16 protein-coding genes are annotated in these 20,202 nt (G+C 71.8%); 6 read left to right on the top strand and 10 right to left on the bottom strand.

Going from position 1 to position 20,202, the window contains the following annotated elements; all coding sequences use genetic code 11:
* Entirely contained in the window at positions 1-738 is a 738-nt protein-coding gene (locus tag ACQEVB_RS27660) for a dienelactone hydrolase family protein (RefSeq protein ID WP_432977162.1), read from the bottom strand.
* 59 nt (positions 739-797) lie between these two features.
* Between ACQEVB_RS27660 and ACQEVB_RS27665 the strand changes: the two genes are divergently transcribed.
* The gene (locus ACQEVB_RS27665; protein WP_432977165.1) at positions 798-2,399 is read left to right on the top strand and encodes a DHA2 family efflux MFS transporter permease subunit; all 1,602 of its coding nucleotides are present in this window, start codon (positions 798-800) and stop codon (positions 2,397-2,399) included.
* Between the two features lie 13 nt (positions 2,400-2,412).
* On the opposite strand, the gene ACQEVB_RS27670 is transcribed toward ACQEVB_RS27665, so the two are convergent.
* Together ACQEVB_RS27670 and ACQEVB_RS27675 are read right to left on the bottom strand one after the other, a co-directional pair.
* Positions 2,413-3,147, bottom strand: coding sequence for an HlyD family secretion protein (locus tag ACQEVB_RS27670; protein WP_432977168.1), 735 nt, complete (start codon positions 3,145-3,147; stop codon positions 2,413-2,415).
* A gap of 12 nt (positions 3,148-3,159) precedes the next feature.
* Positions 3,160-4,731 (bottom strand): efflux RND transporter periplasmic adaptor subunit, encoded by a 1,572-nt coding sequence (locus tag ACQEVB_RS27675; protein ID WP_432977171.1) that lies wholly within the window; start codon positions 4,729-4,731, stop codon positions 3,160-3,162.
* 212 nt (positions 4,732-4,943) lie between these two features.
* Here ACQEVB_RS27675 and ACQEVB_RS27680 point away from each other — a divergent pair, with 212 nt between their 5' ends.
* The gene (locus ACQEVB_RS27680; RefSeq protein ID WP_432977174.1) at positions 4,944-5,582 is read left to right on the top strand and encodes a TetR/AcrR family transcriptional regulator; all 639 of its coding nucleotides are present in this window, start codon (positions 4,944-4,946) and stop codon (positions 5,580-5,582) included.
* Here ACQEVB_RS27680 and ACQEVB_RS27685 read toward each other — a convergent pair whose 3' ends face one another.
* The gene (locus ACQEVB_RS27685; protein WP_432977177.1) at positions 5,583-6,413 is read right to left on the bottom strand and encodes a PhzF family phenazine biosynthesis protein; all 831 of its coding nucleotides are present in this window, start codon (positions 6,411-6,413) and stop codon (positions 5,583-5,585) included.
* A 92-nt stretch (positions 6,414-6,505) separates the two neighbouring features.
* Here ACQEVB_RS27685 and ACQEVB_RS27690 point away from each other — a divergent pair, with 92 nt between their 5' ends.
* The 3 genes from ACQEVB_RS27690 (at position 6,506) to ACQEVB_RS27700 (ending at position 10,834) form a co-directional block, all read left to right on the top strand.
* Entirely contained in the window at positions 6,506-7,018 is a 513-nt protein-coding gene (locus ACQEVB_RS27690; protein WP_432977180.1) for a mycothiol transferase, read from the top strand.
* 451 nt (positions 7,019-7,469) lie between these two features.
* Positions 7,470-8,798 (top strand): GGDEF domain-containing protein, encoded by a 1,329-nt coding sequence (locus ACQEVB_RS27695; protein WP_432977183.1) that lies wholly within the window; start codon positions 7,470-7,472, stop codon positions 8,796-8,798.
* 665 nt (positions 8,799-9,463) lie between these two features.
* Positions 9,464-10,834: a GGDEF domain-containing protein gene (locus ACQEVB_RS27700; RefSeq protein WP_432977186.1), complete on the top strand. Its 1,371-nt coding sequence runs from the start codon at positions 9,464-9,466 to the stop codon at positions 10,832-10,834.
* Here ACQEVB_RS27700 and ACQEVB_RS27705 read toward each other — a convergent pair whose 3' ends face one another.
* From ACQEVB_RS27705 to ACQEVB_RS27730, 6 genes are all read right to left on the bottom strand, one after another.
* Positions 10,835-11,713, bottom strand: coding sequence for an amidohydrolase (locus ACQEVB_RS27705; RefSeq protein WP_432977189.1), 879 nt, complete (start codon positions 11,711-11,713; stop codon positions 10,835-10,837).
* Positions 11,714-11,720: 7 nt separating this feature from the next.
* The gene (locus ACQEVB_RS27710) at positions 11,721-13,298 is read right to left on the bottom strand and encodes a flavin-containing monooxygenase (protein ID WP_432977192.1); all 1,578 of its coding nucleotides are present in this window, start codon (positions 13,296-13,298) and stop codon (positions 11,721-11,723) included.
* A gap of 81 nt (positions 13,299-13,379) precedes the next feature.
* Positions 13,380-15,149, bottom strand: a complete 1,770-nt coding sequence (locus ACQEVB_RS27715) for a phospholipase D-like domain-containing protein (RefSeq protein ID WP_432977195.1) — start codon at positions 15,147-15,149, stop codon at positions 13,380-13,382.
* Positions 15,150-15,213: 64 nt separating this feature from the next.
* Positions 15,214-16,071 carry a ketopantoate reductase family protein gene (locus ACQEVB_RS27720; RefSeq protein WP_432977198.1) on the bottom strand — a complete coding sequence of 286 codons (858 nt, stop codon included), beginning with the start codon at positions 16,069-16,071 and terminating at the stop codon, positions 15,214-15,216.
* Between the two features lie 8 nt (positions 16,072-16,079).
* Entirely contained in the window at positions 16,080-17,402 is a 1,323-nt protein-coding gene (locus ACQEVB_RS27725; RefSeq protein WP_432977201.1) for a M20/M25/M40 family metallo-hydrolase, read from the bottom strand.
* Positions 17,395-18,222, bottom strand: a complete 828-nt coding sequence (locus tag ACQEVB_RS27730; protein ID WP_432977204.1) for a M55 family metallopeptidase — start codon at positions 18,220-18,222, stop codon at positions 17,395-17,397. Before ACQEVB_RS27730 ends, ACQEVB_RS27725 begins: the two co-directional genes overlap by 8 nt.
* Positions 18,223-18,342: 120 nt before the next feature.
* Here ACQEVB_RS27730 and ACQEVB_RS27735 point away from each other — a divergent pair, with 120 nt between their 5' ends.
* Positions 18,343-20,154 carry an ABC transporter substrate-binding protein gene (locus ACQEVB_RS27735; RefSeq protein WP_432977207.1) on the top strand — a complete coding sequence of 604 codons (1,812 nt, stop codon included), beginning with the start codon at positions 18,343-18,345 and terminating at the stop codon, positions 20,152-20,154.
* Positions 20,155-20,202: the final 48 nt, after the last annotated feature.

The following is a 20,202-nucleotide window of genomic DNA, read 5'->3' on the forward strand; positions in this document are numbered from 1 at the left end:
TCAGCGCAGCGCCGTGGCGTAGAGCTGCTCCAGCGCCGCCCAGTGCCGTTCCTGCGCGGCGGGGTCGAACGTGGGGTTGTCCGGCACCGCGAACCCGTGCGCAGCCGGGTAGATCTCCAACGTGTGCGGAACCCCGGCCTCGGTGAGCGCCTTCTCCAGCAGGTCGGCCTGCTCGAGGGTGTAGGAGCCGTCGTTCTCCGCGCCGGCGACGTAGATCGTGGCGGAGACGCGGTCGGCCAGCAGGTGCGGGCTCGTGGGGTCGTCCTCGACGGCGATGCGGCCGCCGTGGAACGACGCCGCCGCGCCGATCCGGCTGCCCAGGTTGCCGGCCACGATCATCGAGATCCGCCCGCCCATGCAGTAGCCGGTGGTGCCGACCGGGCCGTCGGCGACCTCCGGCCGAGCGGCGAGCGCGTCGAGGAACGCGGTGGTGTCGGCGACGACCATCTCCGGGGTCAGCGAACCGACCATCCCCATCAGGCGGCTCCGCTCCCCCGCGTCGGAGAAGGCGGTCTCCATGCTGAACGGCGCCCAGTCACCGTGCCGGTAGTAGACGTCGGGCAGCAGCACCGCGTAGCCGAGCCCGGCGAGGTGATCGGCCATCCCCGAGATGGCCGCGCGCACGCCACCGGCGTCCGTGTAGAGGATCACTCCGGGCCACGGCCCGTCACCGTCGGGCGTGTGGAGGGTGGCCGGGCAGGTGCCGTCGGCGGTGTCGATGGCGAGATCGAGGCGCATGCCGCCGTTCTACACCCGCGAGCGCGCGCGGCGGCGGCTGCGGTGCCACACTGATCGACATGGCCGAGAGCGCCCTGACCAGCGACGACGCTTCGTCCGGTTCGTCCGGTAAGGGTGGCGGCTGGGGGTTGCCGCTTGTGGTGCTGATCGCGGGGATGTTCATGTCGATCCTCGACACCAGCATCGTCAACGTCGCGGTGCCCAAGATCCAGAACGTGTTCGGGTCGACCACCGACGAGGTGCAGTGGATCGCCACCGCCTACACCCTGGCGCTCGGCGTGGTGGTGCCGCTGTCGGCGTGGTTGTCCGACCGGTTCGGCGCGTCCCGCATCTACAACATCTCGCTGATCGGGTTCGCCGCCGGCTCGGCGCTGTGCGGGCTCGCATGGAACCTGGAGAGCCTCGTCGCCTTCCGCATCGTGCAGGCGATCCCCGGCGGGATCCTGCCGGTGGTGACGCTGTCGATGCTCTACCGCATCGTGCCGAAGGACAAGCTCGGCACCGCGATGGGCCTCTACGGGCTCGGCATCATCTTCGCTCCCGCGGTCGGCCCGACGCTGGGCGGCTACCTCGTCGAGTACGTCGACTGGCGGCTGATCTTCTTCATCAACGTCCCGGTGGGCGTGGTCGGCGCGCTGGCGGCGGCCGTCGTGCTGCCGAAGTTCGGTGTGGTCCGCAAGGCGCCCTTCGACGCGCTGGGCTTCGCCACCATCGCCGTCGGCCTGTTCTCGCTGCTGCTCGCGCTGACCGAGGGACAGGACTGGGGCTGGACCTCGGCCGGCACGGTCACGCTCCTGGCCGTCGGGGTCCTGTCGCTGGCGCTGTTCGTCGTGATCGAGCTGGAGGTCGACGAGCCGCTGCTGGACGTCCGGGTGTTCCGGTACTGGCCGTTCACCAACTCGCTGCTGCTGATCTCGGTGCTGTCGGTGGGCCTGTTCGCCGTCCTCTTCTACGTCCCGCTGTTCCTGCAGCAGGCGCAGGGCCTCGGCGCGTTCGAGGCCGGCGTGCTGCTGCTGCCGCAGGCGTTGATCATGGCTGTGGTCATGCCGGTGGCGGGGCGGCTCTACGACCGGATCGGGCCGCGGTGGCCCGCCGTCACCGGCCTGACGATCGTCACCATCGGCACCTGGCTGCTGCGCGACCTCACGGTCACCTCGTCGCACCTGGAGATCTCGCTGCTGCTCATGCTCCGGGCCGCCGGCATGGGCCTCGCGATGATGCCCGTGATGACCAGCGGCATCGCCGCGGTGCCGCCGGCCAAGGTCAACGCCGCGAGCGCGTTCAACAACGTCGTGCAGCGCACCGCGGCATCGCTCGGTCTCGCGATCCTGACCGCCGTCCTCACGACGACCAGCGCGCAGCTGGCCGCCGACCGCGGGGGCCTCACCACCGACCCCAGGACCCTGCCCGTGCTCGGCGTCGGGCCGCAGGGCCAGATCGTCGGGATGATGTCGACCTACCAGCAGGTGCAGACCCAGGTGTTCGTCGCGGCCCTGGACAACCTCATGATCATCACCACGGTGATCAGCGTCGTCGCCGTCGCGCTGGCGCTCATGCTGCGCAGTGGCCCGCTGCCCGCGGCCGCACCGCCGGCGGCAGCGGCCCCTGTCGAGGAGCCGGCCGAGGCGACGCAGTCGACGCCGGAGCCGGCGCGGTCCTGAGCCGGCAGGTCGCTCAGTCCTTGTGGATCCGGACCGTCACGTTCATGCCGGGCACCAGTGCGAGGCCGTGCGTGTCCGCGATCCCGATCTTGACGGGGATGACCTGCGTGACCTTCTGGAAGTTGCCCGACGTGTTGGACTGCGGGAACGCCGAGAAGATGCCCGCGGCACCGCCCTGCACCTCGCGCACGGTGCCGGTGAAGTCGGTGCCGGGGAACGCGTCGACGGAGATGTCGACGGCCTGCCCGAGGTGGACGTCGTCGATGTCGGTCTCGTCGACGCGCGCCGTCACGAAGATCTTGGAGAAGTCGTAGGCGACGGCCAGCTGGGTGCCGGCCGGCACGAACGCCCCCTCGACGCCGTTGTCGACGACGACCGTGGCGTTTCCGGGTGAGCGGATGGCCTGCTGGGGCTGCACGAACCCGCCCTGGATGCGGATGCGCCCGACGATCTGGTCCTTCTTCAGGAACCGGCCCTGGGTGGCCTGCCAGTCGACGAGCGTGCCGCTGCCCGGCGAGTTGACGACGATCTTGTCGCCGTCGATCTGGGCGTTGTCGGTGCTCACGTACCGACCCGCGTCGATGACGTAGACCGCGACGAGCACGATCGCGGTGATCACCGCGACGATGCCGATGACGATCAGCGAGATGCGGGTGGAGCGCTTGAGCGGGCGGCGCTTCGGCGCGGCCTCGTTCGACCCGGATGGGTCGGCGGGCGCGGGCGGCGCCTCGACCGGTCCCTCGACCATGACGATCCTCTCCTACTGCTGACCGACCGGGAGCAGCACCTGCTGCCCCTCCTGCAGCCCCGAGACGACCTCGGTGCGGTCCAGCCCGACGACCCCCGCCTGGAACGGTACGTCGATCGGGCCGTTCGGCCCGACCACCGAGACGACGCTGCGGCCGTTCACCTGGCGCACCGCGGACGACGGCACGGTCAGCACGTTCGGCGTCTCGCTGGTGACGACGTGGGCGGTGGCCGTCTGGCCCCCGTGCATGCGCGGATCGGTGCCGGTCAGCGCGACGGTGACGTAGTAGCTGATCACCCCGCCGATGGAGGTGCCCTGCGGGGCCACCGAGACCACCGTGCCGGGCGCGGTGAGGTCGGGGATGGCGTCGAACGTGACGTCGACGCGCTGGTTGGGCTGGATGGACGCGGCGTCGGACTCGTTGAACGGCACCACGACCTGGAACTGGTCGACGTTGTTCAGCACGATGAACTGGGTCCCGCCGGGCCGGGTCGGGGACGCGCCGGCGGCCGCAGCCGCAGCGCCGCCACCGGTGGAGCCGCTCGCGCCGGGGATGGCCGCGGTGCTGCCGGGTGCGAGCGAGCTCGTGCCGCTGCTGGGCGCGAGGAACTCGCCGACGGCGCCGTTCAGCACCGACACCGTGCCGCTGACCGGGGCGCGCAGCGTGCAGTTGTCGACGTCGCGCTGCGCCTGCTGGACGAGCGCCCTGGCGCTCGCGACCAGCGCGGACTGCTGGTCGATGTTGTGCGGCCGGTCCGAGCTGGAGGAGTCGACGTTGTTCTGCGCGGTGACCACGGCCGTCCGCGCGTTCTCGATCTGGACCTGACCGTTGGCCTCGTCGACCTGGCGCTTCTGCTTGGCCGCGTCGAGCGCGCCCTTGGAGGCGACGACCTTCTGCTTGGCCGCGGCGACGGCCTGCTGGTCGGCCGGGCACTGGCTGCTCGTCATGGGGAGCGTCCCCCCGGACTTGGCGGCGTAGTCGTCACCGTCGTCGGAGTCGTGGGAGCTCGCGCAGCCATCGGCGGCGAGCTTGGCCTCGGCCGCGTGCAGGGCGTCCTCGTCGGCGTCGAGCTGGCGTTCCGCGCTGTGGATGGCGACGTCGTCCGCCTGCAGCAACGCGTCCACCGCTCCCTGGGTGGCGTGCAGCACGTTCTGCGCCTGGTCGAGGGTGTTGCCCGCGCCCTCGACGACGGGCGAGGACGTCAGCTTGTCCAGGGTCGCCTGCTGTGCCGCCAGCTGGCTCTGCTGCTGGGTGAGCGCCTGCCTGGCGGGGAAGTCGTCGATGACGGCGAGCGGTTGGCCGGCGTCGACGTGGTCGCCGACCTTGACCAGCACCTGGGTGAGCTGGCCGCCCTTGGCGAACCCGAGGTTCTGCTCGGTGATCGAGCTCAGCGCGCCGGGAGCCGACACGCCCATCGAGACGCTCGCCCGCTCGACGCGCGCCGTGCGCGGTGCGGGTCCCTGGACGGCCGAGCAGGCGACGACCCCGATACCGACGACGCCGACGAGCGCGACGGCCGCGGTGAGGACGCGGGTCCGGGCACCGCCGGATCCGCCGCCGATCTTGACGTGGCGGGCGACCATCAGGCTCCTTCCCCGGCACAGCTGCTCCATTCGGGGGAGCCTGGAGTCGCTGTGCGGACCGTCCGTGGTGAACTCGCCCTCGCGGCCCACCGTGTGGAGCAATGTAGACCATTCCAACCTGCAATTGAGAGACACCCCTCCGCTTACGTGCGGTGGTCGGGTGAATGCGACACTCCTTCGAACGGCGGACGGAATCGGACAAGATGGACCCTGTGAGCCAGGTGGCGGGTGACGGGCGGCTGCGTGCCGATGCGCGGCGCAACCGGGACCGGATCGTCGCTGCGGCCACCCGAGCGTTCGCGGCGCACGGTGCCGGAGTGCCCGTCGAGGAGATCGCCCGCGCCGCAGGCGTCGGCGTCGGCACCGTCTACCGCCGCTTCCCGGACCGCGACGCGCTGATCCGCGCGGTCGCGCAGGAGACCCTGCGCACGGCGCTCACCCAGGCGAGGATCGCCGTCACCGAGGAACCGACGGCCTGGGCCGCACTCGCGCGCTTCCTCGGTCAGTCCCGCGAGGTCCGGCTGGCTGTGCGGCTGATGATGGACTCGCCGGGCGCGCACGACGCCATGGCCGGTGACCCGGAGACCGGCCGCCTCCGGCACGCCATGATCGACGTGCTCGACCGCATCGTGCTGGCCGCGCAGGCCGAGGGCAGCCTGCGGGACGACGTCGGCACGGGCGACGTCGCGACCGCGTTCGTGCTGCTGGTGCGGCCGTTGCTGGTCCCGGACGCGGAGCTCGCGTCCCACGCGCTGGAACGGTGCCTCGGCGTGATGCTGGACGGGCTGCGCGCCGGTTCCACGTCCACGCTGCCGGGATGCCCGATCGGCCGGCCCGACGTCGGGCCGTGATCAGAGATCGACCGTGCCCCGGACGAACTCGCGCACCGCGCCCCCGACCCACACCGTGCCGTCGTCGTCGCGCTCGACGCGCACCCGGCCGGCCCGGTTCAGCGCGGTGCCCTGCCGCGCCTGGTACGGACCGGTCTGCCGGCCGCTCTCGTAGAGCCATTGGGCGACTCCGGCGTTGAAGCTGCCCGTGACCGGGTCCTCGCAGGTCACCTTGTTCTTGACGAAGAAGGCGCGCACCTCGTAGGCGTACTCGGACCCGGCCGGGTACGGGCCGACGACGCCGACGTCGCCGGGCACCGTGCCCGGCTCGACGGCGAGCACCGCGTCGGCGTCGGCGAGCAGGACGGCCTTCCAGCCCGGGCCGTTGGCGACCCACTCCGCGGCCACGATGTCGGCCGGGTCGATCCGCAACCCGGCCGCGAGCTCGGCTCGGACGCCGTCGTTGACCGGCCCGGACCGCACGAGCGGCGGCGCCGCGAACGCGACCCCGTCGGCGGTGCGCCGCACGGTGACCAGCCCGGCGCCGCAGTCCTGCCCGACGGTGTCGGCGGTGTGCTCGGGATGTGCGGCCAACCAGGCGAAGGCGCTGCCCAGCGTCGGATGGCCGGCGAAGGGCAGTTCGTGGTCGGGCGTGAAGATCCGGGTCCGGTAATCGGCGCCCGGCCGGGTGGGCGGCAGCAGGAAGACCGTCTCGGACAGGTCGGTCCACCGGGCGAACCGCTGCATCTCCTCGTCGCTCAGTCCGACCGCGTCGTGCACGACCGCGAGCGGGTTGCCGGACAGCGGGCCCGTGGCGAAGACGTCGAGCTGCGAGAACGCGTAGGTGGTCACGTCGCCCATCGTCGTCGGGCCCGCCACCGGCACAAGGTCCACTTCGGTGCCGGTGGCCTGCCGGCGATCGTCGGAGAAGGCAGACTCGCGGCATGAACACAGCCGAACTGCTCCTCGACGGCTTCGGCCGTGTGCACGACTCGGTGCATGCGGCCGTCGCCGGACTCGACGTCCCGGGGCTCACCCACCGGGTCGATCCGGACACCAACACGATCGCCTGGCTGGTCTGGCACCTGACGCGCGTGCAGGACGACCACATCTGCGACGTCGCCGGTACCGAGCAGGAGTGGACGGCGGGCGGCTGGGCCGACCGCTTCGGGTTGCCGTTCGACAAGGCGGCCACCGGCTACGGGCACACCAGCGCCGACGTCGCGGCCGTGCAGTGCTCCGCGACGGAGCTGCTCGGCTACCACGACGCCGTCCACGCCAGGACGTCGACCTTCCTGCGTGCGCTCACCGACGCCGATCTCGACCGGGTCGTCGACGAGCAGTGGGATCCGCCCGTGACGCTCGGCGTGCGATTGGTGTCGGTGTTGGACGACGATCTGGAGCACGCGGGCCAGGCGGCCCTTCTTCGCGGGATCGTGGAGCGCGCAGGGTTCTAGCGCCCATTTTCCGGAGTCCGCGGTATTCGCTCCGGCAATGCAGAGACAATGCGGAGCGAATGGGTTGAAACTGCCGGGGCGGCGTGCCGGTCTCAAGCCGGACTCCCTCGATCGGACATGATCTTCACGAGGTGACCGTGCGAGCATCGTCACAGGTCAGAACCAGTCCCATCCGCGCATGGCGTCCTCCCCCCGATTCGCTCGACACGGCTGTCGCGTTTTCCGCGAAACGCACGATCGCTCACCGGCTGCGGCGCGCTGGGAGCTGCTTCCTGGCCTCGTCGCGGCGTGCCGGTCAAGCGATCCCACCGTTTCACACGACATTCCTGTCGAGCAAGCGAATCCCTTGACAAGTGCCAAGAACGACGAATGATTCAGGCTGTTCGGCGGCACACGGTTACGCCGTCAGGCGTAGCAGGATCTGGCGGGATGGCGGGGCTACCATCTGCGGGTGGGCGCCAGGACCGGCCGGGAGGTGACCGGAGCGGACGGCCGGCGACCGGGCATGCTCGCACTTCCCGTCCGCGCGCTCGTCGTGGTCGTGCTGGTCGAGCTCGCCACCGCCGCCGTCCTGGCCGGGGACGTGGTCGCCGTCGCGGCCGGAACGATCGACCTGACGCCGCGTGGCGTGCTCGTGGCCGGGCTCATCATCACCGGGGCGGTCCTGCACCAGGAGGCGTCCGCCCGCCTCGAGAGCTACCGCACCCGCGTGGTCGGAGGCGAGGGCGCACCGGCGCTGAACCTGAGCTCGCTGTGGATCGCGGCCGGTGCCGTCCTGTGCCCGCCGCCCCTGGCGACCGTCGTCGCTGCCGCCTGCTACCTCCACCTGCGCTGCTTCGTCTACTCCCCCGAGGCGAACCGGCATCCCTTCAAGATCGTGTACACCGCGGCGGCCACCCTGCTGGCCGTGCACGCGGCGGGTGCCGTCTCCGGCGGGTCGGTCGAGCCGGCGACCGTCGTCCTCGCGTTGGCCGCGTACCTCGCGGTCGACACGACCGCTGTCGTCGGCATGGTCGTGCTGACCGGATCGATGCGGGTGAACGAGCTCGCTCGACTCCGGCCCGAGCTCGCGCTCGAGGTCTCCCTGCTGTGCCTCGCCGGCCTGCTGGCGGCGGGCATGTCGATCCAGCCGTGGCTGATCGTGTTCATCTTCCCGCCGCTGCTGATCCTGCAGCGGACGCTGTTCGTGCGACAGCTCGAGCGCGCTGCCCGGACGGACGGGAAGACCGGACTGCTCACCGCAGGCGCATGGCACGACCTCGCGAGCGCGCAGCTCGAGGCGGCCGGTCGGCGCGGGCACCGGGCCGGCGTGCTCGTCGTCGACATCGACCACTTCAAGCGGTTCAACGACCGGTACGGCCACCTCGCGGGTGACGAGGTGCTGGACCGCGTGGCCGCCACCGTGCAGTCGCAGCTCCGCGCGCACGACGTGGTCGGTCGCTTCGGCGGCGAGGAGTTCGTGGTGCTCCTGCCGCTGGCCGACCCCGAGCCCGACGCACGGGCGGAGCTGGCCGCGGTCGCCGAGCGCATCCGTGCAGCGGTCTCGGCCTTGCCCGTGCGCATCGGCGCCACGGGTGAGCGCCGGCAGGTCGATCAGGTCACGGTGTCCATCGGCGGGGCGGTGTTCCCCGTCGACGCCCAGCACCTGCTCGGCGTCGTCGCTGCGGCGGATGCCGCGCTGTACGACGCCAAGCGGGCCGGTCGGGACGCGGTGCGGCTCGCCGCTCGACACCACGCGCCGGCGCCTCGGTCCGAGGCGCCCGCCGACCGGCATCGCTGAGGTCGCCACAGCTTTGGACACCTGCCCAAACTGTATAGCGCTCATGCACTCGGCACGTCCCACTGCGGCCCCTGGGGCCTGAATCGCCGACATCCTGCCCAGGATCTGGCGCATTCGATATCAGTCGAAACAGCCTCCCGGCACGCCCGAAATTGGGCATCGAAGATCAACGTGTGCGGCACCGAACATGGTTCCGCACACGGTAAGGCGATCTTCTGCGGTTGCGGTGTCAGCAACTCCCCTCGAGGGCCGCGAGAGGCGATTCATCGACTGGTCGTCAATCGACGATCAGAGAGTCAGTTCCATTCGAAGCCGCGCATCAAGGACACCTCCTCACATCCCATCGCTGCAGGTCATCCCGGTCATCATGGCACGCCCGTCAGGCCGGTCGCACCACCCCCCGGCCCGCCGTCATCGTTGTGGCGGGCAGGCCGGAACGCGCCGGAATGCTCGGGTTCTCGGCATGGTCGGTAGTCCGGTCGGGCGTCTTGCCGGCGGCCGACCGGCAAGGCCGAATCGGATCATTGTCGAGAATTCCGCGGCGCGCAAATAGTTGTACCTCCGACCCGCGGTCGCCGTCCATTGCCGAACGGATCACAAGTGGAACCGGGCCCGTCCGCCTTGCGGTAGAGTCGCCCGTGCAGGAGCTGTGAAAGAGGTGGTCGGTGAGCGCCGTGACGCGTTGGCCGGTGTGGTCGCTGCCGGGGCGGCTGCTCGGCGCGGTGCTCGCCGTCGAGGCGCTGGCGCTCCTGCTGGTGGTCCTGGACGTCGTCACCACCGTTCGCGCCGGGTTCTCCGCCGGCGCCGTCGCCGACGTGGCCCTCACGCTGGCGCTCCTCACCGGTGCGGGGTTCCTCACCGCAGAGCTCGCCGTCCACGTCGAACGGCTGCGGAGCCGCGTGGTGCACGGCGGCGCGTCCACGGCGGACGTCGATCCGAGCCCCGTGTGGGCATTCGCCGCCGCGCTGCTGCTGCCGCCGCTGGCGGCCTGCGCCGTCGTCACCGCGATGTTCTGCTTCGTGCGCTACCGGGTGCGCCGCCGGTCGGGTCGTTCGCCGCTGTTCAAGGCCGCGTTCACCTTCGCGACCCTGATCCTGGCCGTGCACGCGGCGGCCGCTATGGCCGAGTTCAGCGGGCTGGGCGCGGCGCAGCCGCTGCGGTCCGGCATCGGCGTGCTCGTCGTCGCGTCGGCCGTGCTCGGCTTCGTCGTGGTCAACACCTGTCTCGTCGTGGGCGTCGTCGTCATGAGCAGCGACAAGACCGTTCGCGACATGGTGGGTCAGTCCGGTGACGAGGTGCTGCTCGAGGTCGCGGCCCTGTGCGTGGGCGGCCTCATCGCGATGGCGGTGATCACCCAGCCGTGGCTGGTGCTGTTCGCCGTGCCTCCGCTGCTGGTGCTGCACCGCGCCGTGCTCGTCCGGCAGCTGGAGAAGCAGGCCGCCACCGACAGCAAGACCGGGTTGCTCACTGCCGGCGCCTGGCACGACCGCGCCACCCTGCGCATCGACCACGCCCGTGACGCGGGCAGCTCGGCGGCGGTGCTGGTGGTCGACCTCGACCACTTCAAGCAGGTCAACGACCGGCACGGGCACATCGCGGGCGATTACGTGCTGCAGGCCGTTGCCGCCTTGCTGCGGGAGGACGTCCGCGGTGCCGATCTCGTCGGCCGGTTCGGCGGCGAGGAGTTCGTGCTCCTGCTCCCCCAGGCCGGCGACCGCTACGCCTACTCGGAGCTGCAGGTCGTGGCCGAGCGGATCCGCCGGCGCGTCGCTGAGCTGCAGGTCGCCGTGCCCACGCCGGACGGCACCCTGACCATCGACGGGCTCTCCGTCTCCGTCGGCGGCGCCGTCTTCCCGCACGACGGCAACCACCTGCTCGACGTGCTCGCCGTCGCCGACACCGCGCTCTACGCCGCGAAGCGCGCCGGCCGCAACGCCGTCCGGATGGGACGGCACGACACGGTCGCGATCCGCCCCGACGAGATCGTCGACCCGCCGGTCGTGCGGCAGATCGAGGACGCCACCCCGCCGGCCTGATCAGCCGTGCAGCAGCCGGGCGACCGCGCCGGTGGCGAGGTCGGCACTGGGTAGCGGGTCGGTGTAGCGGGCGTAGGGCTCGTCGCTGCCCGCGACCACGAGGCCCGGGCCCAGCGCGTCCGCCACGGCTCCGACGGCTCGTGCGCCGTAGGACGACGTCTCGACGAACGCGGCCGGGTCGACCGCCACCGGTCCGCCGCGCGCGCCGGCCCGCTCCCCGTGCAGCGGCGCGAGGCCGGCGAGCATCGCGAAGCACACGCGCAGCCGCGGGTGCCGCCTCCGGCCGGCCGCACCGAACGCGAACCACGCTGCATGCATCTGCTGCACGTACGGGACGAGCGCCGGCCACCAGGCAGGCACGTCGACGGCGACGGGCGCCGGGCCGGGATGCACGAACAGCGGCCGGTCGTGGTGCTCCAGCACCTCCAGCAACGGCCCGCAGTGCGCGATGCCGGCGGCGTCCGCCACCGCGGTGGCCGGCAGCTGCAGGCCCACGCACCCGGCGTCGAGAGCGGTCTCCAGAGCCGAGGGATCAGGGTCGTCGAGGGCCGCGGCCGCCCACACCCCGAACCGCTGCGGCAGCGCCAGCGCGCCCTCGTGGAACGCGGCGAGCAGCGGCGCGGCCTCGCCGGCCGGGAGGTACTCGATCCCCAGGGGCGACGACAGCGAGACCAGCGCGCGGTCGAACCCCGCCGCCGTGACCCGGTCCGCCCGCAGCGCCGGGTCGTGGTCGGCCGGGTCGACGGCGTACGGCGGCTCCCCCGCCAGGTGCAGCGTCCAGCCGTCCAGGTAGGGCGGGCGACGCCGGGCCCGCAGCGCGTCGATCAGCGATGCGGGCCAGACGTGCTGGTGGACGTCCGTGCGAACAGGGGGGATCACCCCGCCATCATGCCGAGGGTGCGACCCGCTTCTCCGTGACGGCGGTCCCAGCCGGCTTGCTGCCGTTCACCCGCGGCCCGTCAGGGCTCGGGACCGCGACCGGACGGGTGCGGGCCCGCTCGAACCGCATCCCGTCGGCGACGCGCGCCCGCTTCATCTCGACCAGTTCCAACGGGTAGTTCATCCGCACGGTCCACGGGTTGCGGCTGCCCTGCTGCGGCAGCTGGTCGAGCGAGCGGCGGATGTAGCCGGGGGTGAAGTCGAGCAGCGGGCGGCGCGACACCGAGGCGTCGGTGTTCTCCGGCACCGCCACGGCGTAGCGGTGTGCCCGCATGTGGTTGAGCAGCCGGGTCACGTAGTCGGCGACCAGGTCGGCGCGCAGCGTCCACGACGAGTTGATGTAGCCGAAGGTGTAGGCGAAGTTCGGCACGCCTTCCAGCATGATGCCGCGGTAGGTCATGGTGTCGTTCGCGACGATCGGCTCGCCGTCGACGCTGGGCACGACGCCGCCGAGCATCCGCAGGTTCAGCCCGGTGGCGGTGACGATGATGTCGGCCTCCAGCTCGCGGCCCGACTTCAGCCGGATCCCGCGCTCGGTGAAGGTCTCGATCTGGTCGGTGACGACCGACGCGGAGCCTGATCGCAGCGCCCGGAACAGGTCGCTGTCGGGCACGACGCACAGCCGTTCGTCCCACGGGTCGTAGCGCGGGGTGAAGTGCGGGCCCGGGTCGACGCCACGCAGCTCACGCTCCGTCTGGCGCTTGAGGAGCGCACGCGCCTGCTTGGGGAACGCCTGCATGAGCTGGTAGGACGCCATCTGGATCAGCACGTTCTTCCAGCGCACGATCGGGTAGGTCAGGGAGACCGGGAGCGCCTTGCGCAGCAGCTGGTCGATCGGGTCCTGCTTGGGCAGCGACACGACGTACGACGGCGAGCGCTGCAGCATCGTGACGTGCGCGGCCTTGTCGGTCATGGCCGGCACCAGCGTGATGGCGGTGGCGCCGCTGCCGATGACGACGACGCGCTTGCCGGTGTAGTCGAGGTCCTCCGGCCAGTGCTGGGGGTGGACGATCCGGCCGGTGAAGTCGGAGGAGCCGGGGAACTCGGGGGCGAAGCCCTGCTCGGAGTTGTAGTAGCCGGAGCAGTGGTAGAGGAACCCGCACGTCATGGTGCTGCGCTCGCCGGACTGCGTGTCCTCCAGCTCGACCGTCCAGCGCTGGTCGGAGCTCGACCAGTCGGTGGCCACCACGCGGCGGTGGAAGCGGATGTGCCGGTCGATGCCATAGCGCTGCGCGGTCTCGTGGAGGTAGTCGAGGATCGCCGGGCCGTCCGCGATCGAGTCGTCGGAGAGCCACGGGGCGAAGCCGTAGCCGAGGGTGTGCATGTCGGAGTCCGAGCGCACGCCGGGGTAGCGGAACAGGTCCCACGTGCCACCCATCGCGGCGCGCGCCTCGACGATCGCGTACGAGCGGTCGGGGCAGTCGCGGCCGAGGTGGAAGGCGGCGCCGATGCCGGAGATCCCGGCGCCGACGATCAGCACGTCCACGTGCTCGGTCCCGGCGTCCGGGACGGTCTTCGGGGCCATGCTGGCACCTCCAGGTGTAGGGCGTCGCTGCCAACTTACCCACGGTAACTTACCGCGGGTAATCCCACCACCCCGAAGTCGTCATGCCCGGGTGAAACCCGCCATCCCGGTGTACAGCGCCAGGCGCTTGCTCTTCAACCCGCCCGCCGCGTAGCCGTCAAGCCAGGTCGCGTCCTCCGTGAGGAAGAGGCTGTCCGGGTTGCCGCGCGCACCGCGGGCCTCGGTGACGCTGCGGAAGTAGTAGTGGTTGAACAGCCGGTTGAACTCGGTGAGGTAGATGTCGGCGACGCGCCGGTCACCGCGGACGACCAGCATGTTCTCGTCGTTGTCCGTGCAGGAGGCCGCGCTGAAGTTGGCCGAGCCCGTCACGACGCGCGGGTCGCGGCCCAGCGGGTCGACCAGCAGGAACTTCGAGTGGATGTAGCTGACGTGCTGGTTGAGCCCGAGCAGCCCGGCGTTGGTCTCGGCTGCCCACTGGTAGACCGGGTTGCGCAGGAAAGAGCCCCACGCCTGGTAGACGTTGTTCGACGCGTCGATCCGCACGAACGCCGACGGGTTGCGCCGATCGGGCCGGTCGCGCTTCTCCAACAGCAGGAACGTGATCTGGTCGGCTGCGGTGTTGTCCCGCAGCACCTCCTTGACGGCGGCGGCCACCGTGAACGCGAGCGTGATGCAGGCCTCGTCGTCCGCCGAGTCGAGCAGTGCGGCGTAGGCGTCGAGCACGGTCGCGTCCGGCCGCGGGCTGAAGACGGACGTGGTCCCGCGCGGGAGCCGGCGCAGGTCCGCCGGCACCGGTGACAAGTGTGCCACCGCCGCCCGGAACGCCTTGTTCTTCGCGATCACCTCCGTGCGCGGGTCTCCGTCGCGTCCGCCGGGATCGGTGGCCAGGAGGTCCCAGTAGCGCACGAACGCCGCAGCCGTGGCGGCGTCGCGGACGTGGTGCCCGACGTTCGTCTGCCCGTGGATGCCGCCCAGTGACAGGTTCGTCGAACCCGTCCAGACCTCCGCCGGCGCGCCGCCGACCACCTTCACCATGAACTTGTTGTGCGCGATCGCGGACCGGCGCGCCTGCCGCAGCACCACGCGGTCCATCGGGAGCTGGGCGGCGGCCAGCATCCGCAGGTTCTCCTCGCGCGGGAAGCTCTCGTGGAAGCCCTCGTCGTCGGTGTGCTCGTTGACCTTGCCGTCGACGATCAGCCGCACGTCCACCCCGCGCCCGATCGCCGCGACCAGCGCGTCGGCGACGGGGCGGTAGCGGAACTCGTAGAAGCAGCCGAGGAGCCGGTCGCCCGCGGCACAGCCGTCCACGAACGCGAGCAGTGCCTCGTCGAGGTCGCGGGAGAGCCAGGCCAGCGCCCTGGCCTGCTTCTCAGGAGCCAGGTCGGCGATCGGGGTGTCGCCGAACTCCTGCGTGTAGTACTGGCTGCTGGCCACGCCGCGGTTGAAGAACACGTCGTGCGTTCCGGTGCTGGTCGCCGGCTCGGTGCGCACGGTGAGCGACAGGGCCGGCGCCGACCGGTCCGGGTGCGCCGGCGTGCCCTTCAGCGGCTGGAAGCGGTAGGTGTAGCGGTGGTCGGGCGCGCACGTGAAGTCGTCCCACAGGAAGCTCTGCATCGGGTGGTCGAAGGTGCTCACCCGCTCGCCGGGGACGGGGTGCGGCAGCAGCGAGCGGAACACCTTGAACCCGGGCAGCCAGTGCCGCTCCCCCGTCGCGAGGTCGACGCGCTCGACGGCGAAGCCGAGCAGCCCGGCACGCGTGCCGGCCGTCGCGTCGATGCCGAACGAGACGGTGTTCGTGCCCGCCACTGCGTAGACGCGACCGCCGGAAGCCGCGCGCGATCGGAACCGCATGTGACCAGGGTCGCACTGTCCGTGGTCAGGCGTTACACCTGCGAGACATCCATCCCGTGAACGCCTAACCGCCGAGGATCGCCGCCACCGCTGCTCGAGTCGCCGGTGCGCCGCCCGGCAAAGCGCGCAGGATCGGGCCAGCCACCGCGTCCAGCTCCAGCGTGGCCCCCGCCAACCGGTCCTTGAGCATCGACGACTGCATGGTCGGCGGGAGGCCGGCGATGCGGCCGCGGAGGGCATCGGGGTCGATCGCGGCGCCGTGGGTCGCAGCGGCAGCGCACGACTCGTCGACGAGCGCGGAGAGCTCGGAGGGACGGGCGTCCCGAGCCGGGCCGATCGCGGCCTGCAGCGCCGTGGTGAGCAGGGCGAACGGGGCGAGGAACGCGAGCTTGGTCCACATCAGGGTGGCCTCGTCGGGCGCCGAGGTGTCGACGTCCACGCCGGCCCCGGCGAACAGCACCCCGGGTGGGGTGGGCCCGGCGCTCGCGTACTCGGTGAACGGTGAGAGGTGCTCGATCACGCCCGGCCGGGTGCGGGTCGCCTCGACCTTCACGGTCATCGGCACGACGTCGGCCTGCGGGTAGACGGCCCTCAGGTAGGGGACGTGGTCGACGCCGTTGAGCAGCGGTACGACCGCAGCCCGACCGACCGTCGCGGCCGGCGCCCGCTGCAGCGCGGTGGCGAGGTCGGGCGCCTTCACCGCCACGACCAGGACGTCGGGGGCCTCGGTGAGCCAGGTGCGTGCCGTGACGGTCGCGTCGACCTCGCCGAACGTGCCGCTGGTGAGGTGCAGCCCGTGCACGCCGATGGCGGTGACGGTGCGATCCGACCCCAACAGCACGACCTCGTTGCCGGCCTTCGCCAGCAACGCCCCGAGCATCCCGCCGACGGCGCCGGCTCCCAGCACAGCGATCTTCGCCATCGTCCCCCCTAGAGAGTGATCAGGAACCGATCCAACACCCGCACCCCGAACTCCAGTCCGGCGACCGGCACCCGCTCGTCCACGCCGTGCGCCATGCGCCGGTGGTTCCAGTCGCGGTCCGGCGCCGGCCCGAGCGGGGCGAACGCGTAGCAGGGGATGCCGAGCGTGGCGAACGACTTGGCGTCGGTGCCGCCGCCCAGGCAGTACGGCACGACGACGCCGGTGGGGTCCTCGGCGCGCAGCGCGTCGGCCATCGCGGCGAACCACGGCCCGTCGATCGGGGCGGACACGGGCTCGGCCGGGGTGGTGGCGAACTCGCGGCGGACGCCGGGCCCGAGCAGGTCGTCGACCACGGCGAACACGTCCTCCACGGCGCCGGGGAGCACCCGCAGGTCGACCAGCGCCTCGGCGCGCGACGGCACGACGTTCACGGCCGATCCCGCGGACAACGCCGTGGGTTGCGCTGTGCTGCGCACGGTCGCCGCGGCCAGCTCCCCGGCGAGCCCGAGCCGCGCCACCGTCCCGTCGACGGCCGCGTCCGACGACAGGTCGACGGGCACGCCGAGCGCCGCACCGGTCTGCTCCAGGTAGGCGCGGACGGGCGGGGTGAGCTGGACGGGCCACCGGTGGTCGGCGATGCGGGCCAGCGCGCGCACCAGCGTCACCACGGAGTTGTCGGGGTTGGGCCGGGAGCCGTGGCCCGCCCGGCCGGTGGCGTGCAGCCGCAGGTGCAGCGTGCCGCGCTCGGCCGTGCCGACGGGGTAGAGCCGCACGTCCCCGGCCGGGCCGGTGACGTCGTGGGCGAACCCGCCGCCCTCCCCGATCGCGAGCGCGCACCCGGCGAACAGCTCCGGGTGTTCGGCGACCAGCCAGCGGGCTCCCAGATCGCCGCCGGTCTCCTCGTCCGCGACGAACGCGAGCACGAGGTCCCGGCGCGGAGCTCGTCCGGTGCTGCGCCAGCCCCGGACGGTCGCCAGCAGGGTAGCGACGAAGTCCTTCATGTCGGCCGTGCCGCGGCCCCACACGTAGCCGTCGCGGATCTCCCCGGAGAACGGCGGCACCGCCCACCCGTGCGGATCGGCAGGCACGACGTCGAGGTGGGCGTGCGCGAGCACCGGCGCGAGCGACGGGTCGGTGCCGGGGAACCGCGCGACCACGCTGGCCCGCCGGGGCGCCGACTCCAGCACGAGTGGCGCGAGGCCGGCCTCGTCGGCGAGGAAGCCCGCGACGAACTCGGCGGCCTCCCGCTCGCCCTCGGCGTCGCCGCGGGCCCGGTTGGTGGTGTCGAACCGCACCAACCGGGAGAGCAGCTCCGCCACGGGTTCACCCATAGACGGCCTGCATCGCCGAGGCCGCCACCGTCGCCATGATCTTGAACGCGCGGTAGGCGGCCGTCATCGACCTGGCGTCGACGGCGACCGTGCACGGGCCGGGCTGCGTCACCGTCGGTACCACCGCGGCGGCGTCGGCCAGGTGCGCGGCGTCGAAGTCGATCTCGACGCGATGCGGTCCGGGCTGCGGAGCATGCCGGCCGGCCTTCGCCATCGCCGCCTCCGCACCCGCGCGCAGCAGGGTCGCCGAACGCGCGGGCGGGAGGCAGATCGCGGCGTAGCGGCTCACGCACTCCTTCACGGAGACCGTGACCGCGTCCGGGGCGTAGGTCGCGGCCTCGGCGCACGCCCGGTCGTCCCCCGTGACCAGCACGACGGGCACTCCGTGCTCGGCGGCCACCGCCGCGTTGAGCCCGCCCTCCCCCACGGGCTCGCCGTCCAGGCGGACCTGGGTGATCGCGTTCTCCAGCCAGGTGTGCGCGAGCACGCCCTGCGCGCCGGCCATGGCGTGGTAGCCGAGGAAGACCACGGCGTCGGGGCCGTCGTCGATGCCCTGCATCATCGACAGCGGCTTGTGCCGTCCGGTCAGCATCCGCGCGCGGTCGTCGAGATCTTCGAGCAACAGGTTGCGCTGCGCCGAGTGCGACTCGTTCACCAGCACGTCGGTGGCGCCCCCGGCCACGAGCCCGGCCACGCACGCGTTGACGTCGCCGGTGAACAACCGGCGCATGCGCTGCCACGGCTCGGTGCCGGCGACGCAGTCGTCGGTCCAGGTGACGCCGGTGGCGCCCTCCATGTCGGCGGAGATCAGCACGCGCACACGGCGACGCTAGATCGCGCAGCGCGTGGCCGCCACCGGTCTGAGACCACTGGTCCATTGACGTCGCGCGGCTGCGGTGATTGGTTACGTGCTTCGAGCGCGTGAGTCTGGGGGGACGCCATGGCCGGAGGAATCACCCGCACGTTCCGCAGGGCGACAGCGGCGGTGCTGGCGGTGCTGGCGGCCACGGCGGCGCTGCTCGTCGGCACGGCCCCGGCGCACGCCCAGCAACCGGCCCCGTCCACGCTGCGCATCGCGATCAGCCAGGACATCGACTCGCTGAACCCGTTCATCGCCGTGCGGTTGTCGTCCACGCAGGTCGGGCGGCTGATGTACGAGTACCTGACGACGATCGGACCGGACAACACCGTGCAGCCGGGTCTCGCCGAGAGCTGGCAGGCCGCGCCGGACAAGGTCACCTGGACGTTCAAGATCCGCGAGGCGAACTGGTCCGACGGGCGGCCGATCACCGCCCGAGACGTCGCCTTCACCTACAACCTGATCATGACCAACGCGGACGCGAAGACGGCCAACGGGCCGGTCGTGGCCAACTTCGCCTCGGTCGCCGCGCCCGACGACCGCACGCTCGTGATCGTGACGAAGGCGCCGCAGGCCTCCATCCTCAACTCCGAGATCCCGATCGTCCCCGAGCACGTGTGGGCGTCCCACGCCGGCGACATCAAGGGATTCACCAACACCGAGACGTTCCCCGCGGTGGTCAGCGGGCCGTTCACCCTCGCCGGCTACCAGGAGGGCCAGAGCATCACCCTGGCCGCGAACGACCGCTTCTGGCGCGGCCGTCCGAAGATCGACCAGCTGCAGTTCGTCAAGTACGAGAACTCCGACGCCGCCGTGCAGGGCCTGATCAAGGGCGACGTCGACCTGGTGCGCGACATGACGCCGGCGCAGTTCGACTCGCTCGCCGGCAACGAGCGCATCTCGCGCAACGAGGGCCGCAACCGCCGCTACACCGAGCTGCTGGTCAACTGGTCCAATCCGAACGGGCAGACGAAGGCCGCGTTCGGCGACGGCAACCCGGCGCTGAAGGACGTGCGGGTGCGCCGAGCCCTGGCCATGGCGATCGACGTCGACACGATCATCAGCAAGGTCAAGCAGGGCCACGCCGAGGCCGCCACCGGGATCATCCCGCCGGTCTACCCCGACTGGGCCTTCACGCCGTCCGACGCCCAGAAGCGCCGCTACGACCCGGAGCAGGCCAAGAAGCTGCTCGACGAGGCCGGCTACCGGGCCGGGCCGGACGGCAAGCGCGCCGGACCCGACGGCAAGCCGCTGGCTCTGCGGCTCGTGGTGGCAACGGACACGGCGACCAACCGGCAGACGTCCGAGTACCTCGTCGGCTGGTTCGCGGCCGTCGGGATCACGCTGACGCCCGAGTTCAAGTCGTCCAACCAGGCCGACGACGACCAGATCGCCGGCAACTTCGACCTCGCGTTCTCCGGGTGGAGCGTCAACCCCGACCCGGACACCACCCTCGCCCAGCAGACCTGCGCCTACAACGGCTCGGACAACTCCGACTCGGGCTACTGCAACCCCGCCTACGACGCGCTGTACCTGCAGCAGCAGGTCGAGATCGACCACGCCAAGCGCCAGGCGCTCGTCCAGCAGATGCAGTCGTTGCTGTACGACGACGTCGCCGCCATCGTCCTGACCAACGACAAGCTGCTGGAGGCCTACCGCAACGACCGGTTCACCGGGTTCGTCACGCAGCCCGCCAACGGCGGCGTCATCACCGGCCAGACCGGCTACTGGGGCTACTACAGCGCCGTGCCATCGACCCTCACGCCTGAGCAGGGCGGTGGGATGTCGTTCGGCACCACCATCGGCATCGTCGCTGCCGTGATCGTGGTGCTCGGGGTCGTCGGGTTCCTCGTCGTCCGGTCCGGCCGGCGCGGCTCGGACGACCGCGAGTGACCGACCTCGCGCCCACGTCGAACGCCGTCGACCTCGTCTCGCCGGAGC

This window comes from Pseudonocardia sp. CA-107938 (assembly GCF_050936315.1).
Classification (GTDB): Bacteria; Actinomycetota; Actinomycetes; order Mycobacteriales; family Pseudonocardiaceae; genus Pseudonocardia.

What these genes read in the sequence shown, in the direction of transcription:
- ACQEVB_RS27735 (WP_432977207.1), top strand. Translation starts at nt 18,343, where the DNA reads ATGGCCGGAGGAATCACCCGCACGTTCCGCAGGGCGACAGCGGCGGTG.
- ACQEVB_RS27665 (WP_432977165.1), top strand. Translation starts at nt 798, where the DNA reads ATGGCCGAGAGCGCCCTGACCAGCGACGACGCTTCGTCCGGTTCGTCC.
- ACQEVB_RS27660 (WP_432977162.1), bottom strand. Translation starts at nt 738, where the DNA reads ATGCGCCTCGATCTCGCCATCGACACCGCCGACGGCACCTGCCCGGCC.
- ACQEVB_RS27675 (WP_432977171.1), bottom strand. Translation starts at nt 4,731, where the DNA reads ATGGTCGCCCGCCACGTCAAGATCGGCGGCGGATCCGGCGGTGCCCGG.
- ACQEVB_RS27710 (WP_432977192.1), bottom strand. Translation starts at nt 13,298, where the DNA reads ATGGCCCCGAAGACCGTCCCGGACGCCGGGACCGAGCACGTGGACGTG.
- ACQEVB_RS27725 (WP_432977201.1), bottom strand. Translation starts at nt 17,402, where the DNA reads ATGGGTGAACCCGTGGCGGAGCTGCTCTCCCGGTTGGTGCGGTTCGAC.
- ACQEVB_RS27670 (WP_432977168.1), bottom strand. Translation starts at nt 3,147, where the DNA reads ATGGTCGAGGGACCGGTCGAGGCGCCGCCCGCGCCCGCCGACCCATCC.
- ACQEVB_RS27720 (WP_432977198.1), bottom strand. Translation starts at nt 16,071, where the DNA reads ATGGCGAAGATCGCTGTGCTGGGAGCCGGCGCCGTCGGCGGGATGCTC.
- ACQEVB_RS27690 (WP_432977180.1), top strand. Translation starts at nt 6,506, where the DNA reads ATGAACACAGCCGAACTGCTCCTCGACGGCTTCGGCCGTGTGCACGAC.
- ACQEVB_RS27715 (WP_432977195.1), bottom strand. Translation starts at nt 15,149, where the DNA reads ATGCGGTTCCGATCGCGCGCGGCTTCCGGCGGTCGCGTCTACGCAGTG.